This window comes from Rhizobium sp. FKL33 (genome assembly GCF_005222915.1).
Lineage (GTDB): Bacteria > Pseudomonadota > Alphaproteobacteria > Rhizobiales > Rhizobiaceae > Rhizobium_E.
In genome coordinates, this window is sequence record NZ_STFX01000054.1 from 238,280 (window position 1) to 250,852 (window position 12,573).

Below are 12,573 nucleotides of genomic sequence, written 5' to 3' on the forward strand. Positions count from 1 at the left end.
CTCCCGTCAATCAACTGATGCAATAGAGTGGTGAATTAGTCCTGCGCGCGCTTTGTGGAACTGTTTCAACTTGATAAACATGAGTCGGCGCAATGCGCGTTGAGGCTCGGCCGGTCCGCCGGGGCGCATATCGAGGACTGGATGACAAAAGCTAACGGGACGGCCGACCCTTACAGGCCGGTGGTGGTGAACGGACAGCGACCGGGAACGGCGCTTCGCCTCGTTCTGCTTGCGATGACCCTGGTGGCGGCGGCGGCGGCTTTCGTCTGGTTCCGGGACCAATTAGAGAATGAAATGGTGCTCGGCATTCTCGGCGTCCTCGCCATGGCCGGCATCTTCTTTCTGGTTTCCAGCATCGTCGGCTTTGTCGAGGTGATGCCGCAGAACCGCTCCGACACCGTCTCGCGCGCCGTGCTCGACACCATGCCCGAAGGCGTGCTGATCACCGACCGCAAGGGTCGCGCCGTCTACGCCAACGCCGCCTATGGCCGGTTGACCGGCGCCGATCCCGCGACCGGCCCTGTGACCATCGAACATCTGCTGTCGCGCAGCCGGGAATCCACGGAAGCGGTCTACCGGCTGACCAACGGCCTCATCGAGGGCAAATCCGGTTACGAGGAATTCCGGCTCGCCCGGCCGCTCGGCCTGACTGTGTCCGACAATGAACCCGCCTGGTGGTACCGGCTGAAGGCGCGGCCCGTCGAAATCGACGACGAGCCCGGCGGTCCCTTCTTCCTCTGGGAGATCGCCGACACCACCGGCGAACGCAGCGAGCAGGAAAAGTATTTCCGAGAATTGCAGAACGCCATCGACTATCTCGACCATGCGCCGGCCGGTTTCTTCTCCGCCGGCCGCAAGGGCGAGATCCTCTATCTCAACGCCACGCTCGCCGACTGGCTCGACATCGACCTGACGCGCTTCCGTCCGGGCTCTTTGTCGCTTCGCGACATCTGCGCCGGCGAAGGGCTGACGCGGCTAGAGACCATTCATCCCGAACCGGGCCAGAACCGCACCGAGACGCTCGATCTCGATTTCCGCAAGCTCGACGGACGCACCGCGCCGGTGCGCATCATCCACCGCGTCTCCGCCGCCAAGGACGGCGCGCCGGGCGAAAGCCGCACCATCGTGCTCAAGCGCGTGCAGGACGAGGCCTCGTCGGAGAATTCGTCGGCGGCCCAGCGCTTCAACCGGTTCTTCAACAACACGCCGATGGCGATCGCCTCGGTCGACGGCGCGGGCCGCATTCTCCGCACCAACACGCAGTTCATGAAACTGTTCACCGGCCTCAAGACGCCGGACGGCGAAGACGGCCAGGACCTGTTCTCGGTGGTGGCCGGAACAGAACGCGACAAACTCGCCGCAGCGCTGCAGGCCGCCAAGGATTTCAAGGCCGATATCGAACCCGTCGACGCCCGGCATCCGGCGGACGAGAGCCGGTACTTCCGCTTTTACGTCAACGCCGTGATCGACCAGTCCGACGAGGCGCCGGAAGAAGCGGCCATCGTCTACGCCGTGGAAACCACCCAGCAGCGGGCGCTGGAAACCCAGATGGCCCAGACGCAGAAGATGAATGCGGTGGGCACGCTGGCAGGCGGCATCGCGCATGACTTCAACAATGTGCTGACCGCCATCCTGCTTTCCTCCGACCATCTTCTGCTGCAGGCGCGGCAATCGGATTCCTCTTTCGCCGATCTCATGGAGATCAAGCGCAACGCCAACCGGGCCGCGGTGCTGGTGCGCCAGCTTCTGGCCTTCTCGCGCAAGCAGACGCTCAGGCCCGCTGTCATCAATCTCACCGACGCCATCGGCGACCTGCGCATGCTGGTCACCCGCATGCTGTCGGGCACCAATGTGAAGCTCGAGATCGATTACGGCCGCGATCTCTGGCCGGTGAAGACGGACCTTTCCCAGTTCGAACAGGTGATGGTGAACCTGTCGGTCAACGCCCGCGACGCCATGCCCGGCGGCGGCACGCTGACGATCCGCACGCGCAACATGCCGTCGTCCGAAGCCGCCGTCGCGCCCTTCCGGGGGCTGCCCGTCGAAGACTATGTGGTGATCGACGTGGTCGACACCGGCACCGGCATCGCGCCCGATATCATGGACAAGATCTTCGAGCCCTTCTTCACCACCAAGGAAGTGGGCAAGGGCACGGGTCTCGGCCTGTCGATGGTCTACGGCATCATCAAGCAGTCCGGCGGCTATGTGTTCCCGGAATCGGAAGTCGGCAAGGGCACGGTCTTCCACATCTTCCTGCCCCGGCACATCCCGCAGGAGGTTCCGGCCAGCGAAGCCGCTGCGAATTCCAATATCGCTGCGGCTCCCGCCGCCGCGCCTCAGCCTCCGCAGGAAGAACCTGATCTCACCGGCAATTCGGCGGTGGTGCTGCTGGTCGAGGACGAAGAAGCGGTGCGTCGCGGCGGCAAGCGCATGCTGGAAACACGCGGCTACACCGTCCACGAAGCAGGCTCCGGCGTGGAAGCGCTCGATATTCTCGACGAACTCGATGGTCAGGTCGATGTGGTCGTCTCCGACGTGGTGATGCCGGAGATGGACGGCCCGACGCTCTTGAAAGAGATCCGGCAGCGCTGGCCGGACATGAAGTTCGTCTTCGTGTCGGGTTTCGCCGAGGACGCCTTTGCGCGCAACCTGCCGGAAGGCTCGAAGTTCGGCTTCCTGCCCAAACCCTTTTCGCTCAAGCAGCTCGCCACCACCGTGCGTGAAATGCTCGACAGCTGAGTGCCCGCATGACGGACGACGCCCGCATCAACGACCTCCTCGCCTTCTGGTTCGCCGAGGGCATGGAGGAAAAATGGTTCAATGGCGGAGCCGCTTTCGACCAGGAACTCGAAAGCCGGTTCGCAGCGCTGCATGATCAAGCCTGCGCCGGGGAGCTGGACGCCTGGTCGAACATACCTCGCGGCGCGCTGGCTCTGGTCGTCCTGCTCGATCAATTGTCGCGCAATCTGCATCGCGGCACGCCGCACGCCTTCGGCCAGGATCACAGGGCGCTCTCCTTGACGACAAAGGCGCTGGCGGAAGGCTGGGACCAGGAATTTCCCGAGCGGGAACGGCAGTTTTTCTACCTGCCGCTGATGCACAGCGAAGATCCTGCTCACCAGCAGACATGCGTCGCGCTCTACGAGGCGATCGACAATGAGAACGCGCTGAAATTCGCCCGTGAGCATCGCGACATCATCGATCGCTTCGGCCGCTTCCCGCATCGCAATGAAGTTCTCGGGCGCGAAAGCACCGAAGAAGAGGAAGAATTTCTGAAAGAGCACAAAGGATTTTGAGCGGAAAGGCGGCCTGTGCCGTCGAATATTTTGCGCCAAACACGCTTTATCCCCAAGGGCGCCGGGGATAGTGTCTCAAAAGCTTCATACGACTCACCGGACCCTTTTCCATCATGCCTTTGGATGTCGTTTTTCTCGTCCTGGTCGGCGCGGCCTTTCACGCGACCTGGAACGCGCTGGTCAAATCCGGTTCCGACAAGCAACTCGATTCCAGCATGATCGCGCTGGGCGCCTCGGTCGCCTCGCTCTGCGCCCTGCCCTTCCTGCCGATGACGTTGCCGCATCCGGAGGCCTGGCCCTATATTCTCGCGTCCATCTGCATCCACTTCACCTATTACCAGCTGGTCGGCGCGGCCTACCGGTTCGGCGATATCGGGCTCGTCTATCCGCTGATGCGCGGCGTCGCGCCTCTCATCGTGGCCACGACGAGCGGAACGGTTCTGGCGGAAACGCTGTCTCCCATGATGTATGCCGGCGTGCTGGCGATTTGCGCCGGGGTGCTGACGCTGGCGGCGGAGGCGCGCAGCGGCAATATGAAAGCGGCCGGCATCGCCATCCTCAACGCCTTCGTGATTGCCGCCTATACCTATGTCGACGGTCTCGGCGCGCGCGCGGCCGGCGACCCGATCACCTATACGATCTGGATCTGCATCCTTCCGCCGCTGCTGCTGTTCTCTTTCGCCTTCTTCATGCGCGGCGTCCGGCCGGTGGTGGCTCATGCCCGCCGCACCTGGCGTCGCGGCCTGTTCGGCGGCGCGGGCTCGGTGGCGTCCTATGGGCTGGCGCTCTATGCGATGACCAAGGCGCCGATCGCGGCGGTGGCGGCGCTCCGGGAAACCTCCATCCTGTTCGCCCTGATCATTTCGGTGGTGTTCCTGAAGGAAAAGGCCAGCGTCTGGCGCTATATCGCCGGCGGCGTGATCGCGCTCGGCGCGCTGATCATGAAACTGGGATAGGCGAACGAGCCGCCTATCCCGTCATCAGAGCATTCACCAGCTGTATTTCAGCGAACCGAGCACTGTGCGACCTTGCCCGTAATAGCAATAGCCATCGGTGCAGACCTCGTCGCGCTTGTCGAAGACGTTCTTGACGCTGAAGGAAGCCTTCAATCCGTCGGCGCGCTTGAACTGCTTGCCGATGTCGAGATTCAGCGCGGCGTCGAGATACAGCCTTTCGCTGTTTTCCGTTGTGTTGGTGGTGTCCTTGAAAGACACGCCGGCGTAACGCAGACCGACCCCGCCGCTCAGCCCGTCGAGAAAACCGCCTTCCGGAATGGTGTAGTTGGCCCACAGCGAAGCGCTGTGCAGAGGCGTGGTCGAAGGCCGGTTGCCGACTTCTGCCGAATTGGCCGATTCCGTGATCTCGGCGGCGTTATAATTGTAGCCGGCAATCAGCTCCAAACCGTTGGAGAAGGATGTCTTCGCCTCGACCTCGACGCCATCAGTGGTCACCTCGCCCAGAGCACGATAGTAATAGCCCACGGTGTCATTGAAGCCGACATAGGCCGGTAGGTCCGTCTGGATCATGTGATAATAGGCGACATTCACCGCATAACTCGCACCATCCGGGCGGAATTTCACGCCGGCCTCAAACTGCTCGCCAGTCACCGGTGTCAGGAGTTGGCCGCCTTCGTCGCGATAGGATTGCGGCACGAAGGACGTCGCATAGCTGACATAGGGCGCCAAACCGTTGTCGAAGCGGTAGAGAAGGCCGGTCTGGTAGGACAGAGCGCTGTCACTGCCCTCGCCGGTCTTGGCCCCGGTGGCGTCGTCCCAGGTCGTCTGCTTGATCCAGTCGTTGCGGAGGCCGAGAACCGCGTTCCAGCCGCCCCAGCTGATCTGGTCCTGCGCGTAGACGCCGATCTGCCGCTGGTCGCTGCCGGTCAGACTGGTGAGTTCAGGCGTCGAACCCGATACCCCGGTGGTGGGGTTGTTCAGGTCGAGGTCATAGGCCGAATCGACCTCTCCATAGCCAAGGCCGAAGCTGGAATTGATCCAGGTCGCGTCAACGCCGGCGGTGAGCTTGTGTTCGAGAGGACCGGTGTCGAGCCCGCCGGAGACCCGGTTGTCGGCCTGGTAGACATTCATGTGATCGGAGACGCCCACCGGGTATCGGCTCATGATCCCTGTCGTCTCATCGGTGGACGACACTTCGAGATAACGGCTGTCGAGATCCATCACGCTATAGCGCAGATGCTGGCTGAATTTCACGCCATTGTCGAATTCGTGCTCGAACTTGTAGCCGGTCTGCAGTTGCGAGACCTTCTGATAGTCGAACTCCGGATCGCTGTAGCGCAGGATTTCGCCGCCATATTCGAAGCCCTGCACATTGGTGTCTGTCTCGTCCTTCTGGCCGATGGCGTAGACGGTCAGCGACGTCGCGTCGTCCGGCGCCCATTGGAAGGATGGCGCCAGCATCAGCCGGTCGTCGGCGATCTGATAGCTGGTGTCGCCACGCCGGGCCACGCCGACGACGCGCCAGGAGAACGCGTCGTTGGACTTGGACACGTCGCCGTAATCCAGCGCAAGCTGGGTGCGGCCGTAACTGCCCCACTGCGCCTCGACCTCGCCATGCTCCAGTCCATCGGCCATCTTCGACACGCGGTTGACGATGCCGGCGACGCTCGAGCCGCCATAGAGAACGGACACCGGTCCCTTCACCACTTCGATCCGATCCAGGCCGAAAACGTCGCTGCGGAAGGTTCCGTAGTTCATATAGGGCTGGCGCAGTCCATCCCGGAAATCGCCGGTGGTCACGGTGGCGTAGCCGCGAATGCTGATCTGGTCGAAGCGCGGATCGAAGCCGTATTGTCCGGTCTGGACGCCGGCGGAATAGTTGACGGCGTCGATCATGTCGTTGACCGCCCGCTCATCGAGTTCCTTGCGGGTGACGACGGCGACGCTGCGCGGCGTGCGCGACAGCGGCGCGCTGTCCTTGAGAACGGATTCGGCGTTTTCCGCCGCGACCGTGTCATTGTCCCTGGCGCGCCCTTCGGCCGCGGCGCGCGGTCCCTTGCTGTCGCTCGACACGACGATCTTCTTCAAAACGGTCGGCGCTTCCGCATCCTGCGCCTGCGCCTGCGCGGCCAATGCCGCCGTCAGCGCCAGCAGCGACGTCCGGGCCGCAAGCCGAAGCCTGGGGCCGACTGATTTTTCTCTAGACATGGCGTCCCTTCTTTTCTTTTTCGGCGCCTCCCGTTGAACGGAAGGCTAAAGACAGAGGGATGTCCCCACGGCGCGCATCTGAGTTTCTTTATTCTTGAGATTAATAATCATGTTTATAAAGGTGTAGATAGATGCGCGTTGCAGGCGGAGTCAACGCCGAAGTCGATTTCGACCAATTTTCACCAGAATTTTCGACAAGAGAGCAATTCTTTGTGTGGCAACATGTTACCACATGTCTATGTATCTGTTTTTAAATACTAAAATTTTTTCCCGTCGAAATTCGTCTTCTTGATTTCGACGGACCTCTCCCGTATAAGCCCGGCCAACGTCGCCAACTTCAGGCGGCGTTTCCTTTGCGGTATCTATTCCCGCAAAACAAGCAACAAAAAACGCCCCTTGCCTTCGGGCATTGGGGATCCAACACGAAAGAACAGACATATGTCCACCTTCGTTCAGAAGCCGGCAGAAGTCGAGAAGAAGTGGGTCCTGATCGACGCCGAAGGCCTCGTTGTCGGCCGTCTCGCTTCCATCATCGCCAACCGTCTCCGCGGCAAGCACAAGCCGACCTTCACCCCGCATGTCGATGATGGCGACAACGTCATCGTCATCAATGCCGACAAGGTTGTCTTCACCGGCAAGAAGTACACCGACAAGAAGTTCTACTGGCACACCGGCTACCCGGGCGGCATCAAGGAGCGCACCATGCGCCAGACCCTTGAAGGTCGTTTTCCGGAGCGCGTGCTCGAGAAGGCCGTGGAACGCATGGTTCCCCGTGGCCCGCTCGGCCGTCGCCAGATGAAGAACCTCAAGGTTTACGCGAGCGCCACCCATCCGCACGAAGCTCAGCAGCCGGTCGTTCTTGACGTCGCCAAGCTGAACGACAAGAACACGAAAAGAGGCTGATCATGGCTGACCTTTCTGCCCTCAAGGATATCGCCACCACGACCGAAGCCGCTGCTCCGGTTCACGTCCGCAAGGTCGACTCGCTCGGCCGCGCTTACGCCACCGGCAAGCGCAAGGACGCGGTTGCCCGCGTCTGGGTCAAGGCCGGCTCCGGCAAGATCGTCGTCAACGGCAAGGACTACACGGCGTATTTCGCCCGTCCGGTGCTGCAGATGATCCTGCGTCAGCCGATCTTCGCTGCTGCCCGTGATGGCCAGTTCGACATCATCGCCACCGTTGCCGGCGGCGGTCTGTCCGGTCAGGCCGGCGCTGTGCGCCACGGCCTCTCCAAGGCCATGACCTATTTCGAACCGTCCCTGCGTTCGGTTCTGAAGAAGGGCGGCTTCCTGACCCGCGACAGCCGCGTGGTCGAGCGCAAGAAGTACGGCCGCGCCAAGGCCCGTCGTTCGTTCCAGTTCTCGAAGCGTTAATCGCTTCGCCTCTGGCGGAAATTGCAAAGGCCGGGCTTTCGCCCGGCCTTTGTCGTTTGACCTGTCTGGTTGTCGTCAGGCCGCGCGCGCCGCCGCGCCATTGACGTTGGCGGGAGCACGGACCACAGGCGCATGGCAGACAAGCGCCGCTTCGATGCAGGAGGCGACGAAGGCTTCACGCGCCACTTCGGCGGGCGCGGCGCGGCACAATGCTGCGCGGCACTGGGTGATCGCATTCTCGTAGTGACGGCCTTTGCGGACCGGCCATTCGTTTTCGAGAAAGTCCAGCGCGTCATAGGCGCCGGCAAAATGCCTGACAGCGCCGTTCTGCAACTGGACGGTGATCGGGTGACGCCAAGGAATGTCGTTCATCTGCATGATTATTCTCCCAAACAGGGCGCATCATCGCGCCGCTGCAATCGTCTTTTTTCGCTCCTCGGTCCGCTCATGGTCATCGTCCCAGCCGTCCCGCGAACGAGCGGTCGAATAACCCTCTTGGCCGCCGCCGGGTTCCCTGCAATATGAAGAAAGTCCTAGCAGAGCGACCATCATGACAGCCAACCCCTCGCCTTTCGCCACCCTCCCCGAGCCGCCCTATTTCGTGGTGATCTTTTCCTCCCAGCGCCGGCCCGGCGACGACGGTTATGGCGTCATGGCTGAGCGCATGGTGGAACTCGCCGCGCGTCAACCGGGCTATCTCGGCGTCGAAAGCGTGCGCGGCGGCGACGGCTTCGGCATCACCAATTCCTTCTGGAAGGATGAGGAGAGCATCCGCGCCTGGAAGCGCGACGTCGACCATCTCGACGCGCAGAACCAGGGCCGCCGGCGCTGGTATGACCGTTACGAAGTGCGGGTCGCTTGCGTCGAGCGGGCCTATTCCTTCACCGCCAGAACGGACGATTGACCCGTTTTCCAGAGATTTCTAACGTCGCTGCGAAGAACAGACACCGGAGCCACCGTCGTGAAGAAGACCATCGACAACGCCTTCACCGCCAAATCGCTCAAGGGCGCCGCCACGGATCCGACCTATGCGGGCGCGCTGTCCTTCATGCGGCGGAAATATACGAAGACGCTGGCGGGCGCGGACGCCGTGGTCTGGGGCATTCCTTTCGACGCCGCCGTCTCGCATCGTCCGGGCACGCGCTTCGGGCCGCGCGCCATCCGCGAGGCGTCGTCGATCTTCGACAATGATCCGCAATACCCTTTTCACCGGGATCTGTTCGAAACCATGGCGGTGATCGATTATGGCGACTGCCTGTTCGATTACGGCGACCATCAGAAAACACCCCTGGCGATCGAGAAGGAAGCCGCCAAAATCCTCAAGTCCGGCGCTTTCCTTCTGTCGCTCGGCGGCGACCACTACGTCACCTGGCCGGTTCTGAAAGCGCATGCGGCCAAATATGGCCCACTGGCGCTCGTACAGTTCGACGCGCATCAGGACACCTGGTTCGACGAGGACAGGCGCATCGATCATGGGTCGTTCGTGGCGCGGGCGGCGCGGGATGGGGTGATCGACACCGACCATTCCATCCAGATCGGCATCCGCACGCATGCGCCCGACGATTTCGGCATCAGGATCGTCTATGGCCATGAAGTCGAGGAAATGTCGGCTACGGAAATCGCCGAGCAGATCCTGTCCCGCGTGGGTGACAGGCCCTGCTATGTGACCTTCGACATCGATTGCCTCGATCCGGCCTATGCGCCGGGCACAGGCACGCCGGTGGCCGGCGGTCCGTCGAGCGCCAAGATGCTGTCGGTGCTGCGCAAACTGGGCGGGCTGGACATCAAGGGCGGCGACGTCGTGGAAGTGTCCCCACCCTATGATCACGGTCTGATCACGGCGATCGCCGGCGCGAGCGTCGCGATGTATCTGCTTGGTCTTCGCGCCGAAAAGCTGGCGACCCGCTGAACCCGGTCAATCGACGACCAGCAACCCGGCCTGATGCCGCGCGGCGAGGTGCTGGTCGACGACGGCGCGGTCCATGCAAAGATGCATCCGGCCTTCGCAGCTTCGGCTTAGCTCGGCGAGATCGTCGAAGACAGGCGATTTCGGCAGGCTGGTCGCCGCCAGAATCCTTGAAGCGAGAAACGGCGCATCGACGCGATCGCCGAGTTTGGCATAGTTCACATCGGCGCCGAAACCGTGCACCGCAAAGAAGGTCTCATACATCGCGGAACGGAAGTCCGTGGTGTCACGACTCAGATTGTCGGGATCGACGAAGCGCTTGGTGGCCGCGGACTGGTGATCGCCGAATTCCGCAAGAACGGAGCCGCGCGGCCCGGGATCCATGCGCCGCGCCTCAATGAAGGCGGCGAGATCGCGACGGGCGACGATGACGCGACGTGCATATTCGTCCAGTTCGGGATCATCCGAGAGCGGCGCAGCGCTCACCGCCGACGCGGCAGGCAAGCGCGTGGTGAACGGACCATGTGTGAACATGGTCTGCATGGAGATGAACAGCGGGCGTCCGTCGGTCTTGCGGTGCTCCGCGACCAGTTTCTGGACGAAGTCGAAGTAGTCGCTGTCGCGCGCGCCGAACGAGCCGAGCTTCATCGCGTCGGCGTCGAACACGGTTTCGAAGCCCAGCGACTTGAGGAACGGCCCCTCGTTCACGGAGCGATATTTCAGCGTCATCAGCGCAATGGTGCGATAGCCGCAATCGGCGAACAGTTGCGGAAGAGAATGACGGATGCGACCTTCCATGACCGCATTGACATAGGGCGCCTGCCAGCCGAAATCGGCCGTCGACAGACCAGTCAGAACCGAGAAATTGGTCATCCAGGTGCCAGCTCCGAATGTTTCCACATTCATCGCCCGCATACGGCCGTCGCCGGATCGGAAGGAGTTGCGAATATCTTGGGGCAAAGCCAGGTCGGGGGCCAAAGCCGCCGGCGACTGGCTCTCCGATAGAACCAGAAAGAAGTCCGCTTTGTCGGCCAGACGACCGCATGTTGGCGCAGCGGCCAGATTCGTGGTGGGTTTCACAGAAAAAAAGCGCTCCTCAATGGGCGCAGGGCCAGTCAGATGCCTGATATGGCCCAATGAAAAATAGAGCGCCGACGCATTGTAGCCCGCCGTGAAGGGGAGGTAATCGGAATCGAAGGTCTGGGCGCGCGGATATGTGGCCGCGCTCAGCGCGATCGCGAGCGGCAGAAGCGACAAGCGCACCGGCAGCAGGGTCCAGACAGGACTTTCCAGCCTGAAAAGCACGATCAGCATCACCGCCGTCGCGGCCAGAACGGCGAGAGCGCCGAGGCCCAAGAGCGGATAATATTCGACGAGAAATGAGAAGAGATCCCCGTCCCGCGCCGTGAACAGGAGGTCGTAGACATGCAGCGCCATTCCGTTCAGCTGATGCTTCACATAGGATGCGAGGCCCTGAAGCACGGTCACCGTCACCGCGGCCGTAACGGAGAAAGTCGGCCGGCGGCTGAAGATAAAGACGATCGCGGCGATGGCGGCCGTGATACAGAACACATAGGGAATATAGGCCCAGCGGGAATCCATGAAGCGTATGAAGGCGAAGAGGCCCGCGCAGCTCGCTCCGATGGCGAGTATCTGCGTGACGTTGGGCAGTCCGAGCAGTCTCGCATGCGTCATGGTAAGCATGGCGTTCCTCAACTCTGGGGAGCTGTCATGATTTTGTCATGCCTGCGAAACCCCAATTTTGCAAACATGGGGTCCAATGCCGTTGAGTCACAGTTAATCCGCCGATATATGCGATGGCGAAACCACCCCTTGTCGGCCGCGATCATGCGCCGATGCTTCAAAATGAAACAGGACAGATCCGATGAGCGCGAAAATCTTCATTGACGGCGAACATGGCACAACCGGATTGCAGATCCGGGCGCGCATGGCGGATCGCCGCGATGTCGAACTGCTGTCCATTCCCGAATCGGAACGCCGCAATGCGGCCCTGCGCGAGGATCTGCTCAACAGCGCCGACATCGCCATTCTGTGCCTGCCGGACGACGCCTCGAAGGAAGCCGTGGCGATGACCGCCTCCAACCCGAAGGTCCGGATCATCGACACCTCCACCGCCTTCCGCGTGCATGCCGACTGGGCCTATGGTTTCGCCGAAATGGATCCGGCTCAAGCGGAGAAAATTCGCTCGTCTCGCTATGTCGCCAATCCCGGCTGCTATCCCACCGGCGCGATCGGTCTTATCCGTCCGCTGCGCATGGCGGGCCTGCTTCCCGCCGATCACCCCGTGACGGTCAACGCGGTCTCCGGTTATACCGGCGGCGGCAAGCAGCTGATCGCGCAGATGGAGGATGAAGGCCATGCCGAGCACATCGCCTCGCCGCATTTTCTCTATGGCCTGACCCTCAAGCACAAGCATGTGCCCGAGATGCGCGAGCATGGTCTTCTCAAGCGTTCGCCGCTGTTCTCGCCCTCCGTCGGCCGCTTCCCGCAGGGCATGATCGTGCAGATCCCGCTGTTCCGCGACCAGCTGGCCGCCGGCGCGAGCCTCGAAAGTGTGCATGCGGCGCTGACGGCGCATTATGCGGGCCAGTCGATCGTCGAAGTGGCGCCGCTCGACATTTCCGCAAAATTGCCGCGCGTCGACGCGGTCGAACTGGCCGGCAAGGACACGATGAAGCTGTTCGTCTTCGGCCAGCCCGATGGCGAGCACATCAATCTCGTGGCGCTGCTCGACAATCTCGGCAAGGGCGCGTCGGGGGCTGCGGTGCAGAATATGGATCTCATGCTCTCGTCCTGAGACATCCGTCCGAGGA

At 62.0% G+C, this 12,573-nt stretch carries 11 protein-coding genes; 8 read left to right on the forward strand and 3 right to left on the reverse strand.

The window, feature by feature from the left end:
- Positions 1-141: 141 nt before the first annotated feature.
- The 3 genes from E8Q41_RS24525 (at position 142) to E8Q41_RS24535 (ending at position 4,252) form a co-directional block, all read left to right on the forward strand.
- Complete coding sequence (locus E8Q41_RS24525; protein WP_137158193.1) at positions 142-2,739, forward strand: PAS domain-containing sensor histidine kinase; 2,598 nt, start codon at positions 142-144, stop codon at positions 2,737-2,739.
- A gap of 8 nt (positions 2,740-2,747) precedes the next feature.
- On the forward strand, positions 2,748-3,296 hold the full coding sequence (locus tag E8Q41_RS24530) for a DUF924 family protein (protein ID WP_137158194.1): 549 nt from the start codon (positions 2,748-2,750) through the stop codon (positions 3,294-3,296).
- Positions 3,297-3,409: 113 nt separating this feature from the next.
- Positions 3,410-4,252 carry a DMT family transporter gene (locus E8Q41_RS24535; protein WP_137158195.1) on the forward strand — a complete coding sequence of 281 codons (843 nt, stop codon included), beginning with the start codon at positions 3,410-3,412 and terminating at the stop codon, positions 4,250-4,252.
- Between the two features lie 33 nt (positions 4,253-4,285).
- Here the strand turns inward: E8Q41_RS24535 and E8Q41_RS24540 are convergent, their stop codons facing one another.
- Positions 4,286-6,460 carry a TonB-dependent siderophore receptor gene (locus E8Q41_RS24540; protein ID WP_137158196.1) on the reverse strand — a complete coding sequence of 725 codons (2,175 nt, stop codon included), beginning with the start codon at positions 6,458-6,460 and terminating at the stop codon, positions 4,286-4,288.
- Between the two features lie 438 nt (positions 6,461-6,898).
- Between E8Q41_RS24540 and rplM the strand changes: the two genes are divergently transcribed.
- Positions 6,899-7,363 carry a 50S ribosomal protein L13 gene (gene rplM / locus E8Q41_RS24545; RefSeq protein ID WP_137158197.1) on the forward strand — a complete coding sequence of 155 codons (465 nt, stop codon included), beginning with the start codon at positions 6,899-6,901 and terminating at the stop codon, positions 7,361-7,363.
- A gap of 2 nt (positions 7,364-7,365) precedes the next feature.
- Entirely contained in the window at positions 7,366-7,833 is a 468-nt protein-coding gene (gene rpsI / locus E8Q41_RS24550) for a 30S ribosomal protein S9 (protein ID WP_137158198.1), read from the forward strand.
- Between the two features lie 75 nt (positions 7,834-7,908).
- Here rpsI and E8Q41_RS24555 read toward each other — a convergent pair whose 3' ends face one another.
- Positions 7,909-8,211, reverse strand: coding sequence for a DUF982 domain-containing protein (locus tag E8Q41_RS24555; protein WP_137158199.1), 303 nt, complete (start codon positions 8,209-8,211; stop codon positions 7,909-7,911).
- A 172-nt stretch (positions 8,212-8,383) separates the two neighbouring features.
- Here E8Q41_RS24555 and E8Q41_RS24560 point away from each other — a divergent pair, with 172 nt between their 5' ends.
- Together E8Q41_RS24560 and speB are read left to right on the forward strand one after the other, a co-directional pair.
- Complete coding sequence (locus E8Q41_RS24560) at positions 8,384-8,737, forward strand: antibiotic biosynthesis monooxygenase (RefSeq protein WP_137158200.1); 354 nt, start codon at positions 8,384-8,386, stop codon at positions 8,735-8,737.
- A gap of 57 nt (positions 8,738-8,794) precedes the next feature.
- A complete protein-coding gene (gene speB / locus E8Q41_RS24565; RefSeq protein WP_246660310.1) occupies positions 8,795-9,742 on the forward strand; it encodes an agmatinase in 948 nt (315 codons plus the stop codon).
- A 6-nt stretch (positions 9,743-9,748) separates the two neighbouring features.
- Here speB and E8Q41_RS24570 read toward each other — a convergent pair whose 3' ends face one another.
- Positions 9,749-11,434 carry a sulfatase-like hydrolase/transferase gene (locus E8Q41_RS24570; protein WP_170976606.1) on the reverse strand — a complete coding sequence of 562 codons (1,686 nt, stop codon included), beginning with the start codon at positions 11,432-11,434 and terminating at the stop codon, positions 9,749-9,751.
- Positions 11,435-11,624: 190 nt separating this feature from the next.
- On the opposite strand from E8Q41_RS24570, the gene argC reads away from it, so the two are divergent.
- On the forward strand, positions 11,625-12,557 hold the full coding sequence (gene argC, locus E8Q41_RS24575) for an N-acetyl-gamma-glutamyl-phosphate reductase (RefSeq protein ID WP_137158203.1): 933 nt from the start codon (positions 11,625-11,627) through the stop codon (positions 12,555-12,557).
- Positions 12,558-12,573: the final 16 nt, after the last annotated feature.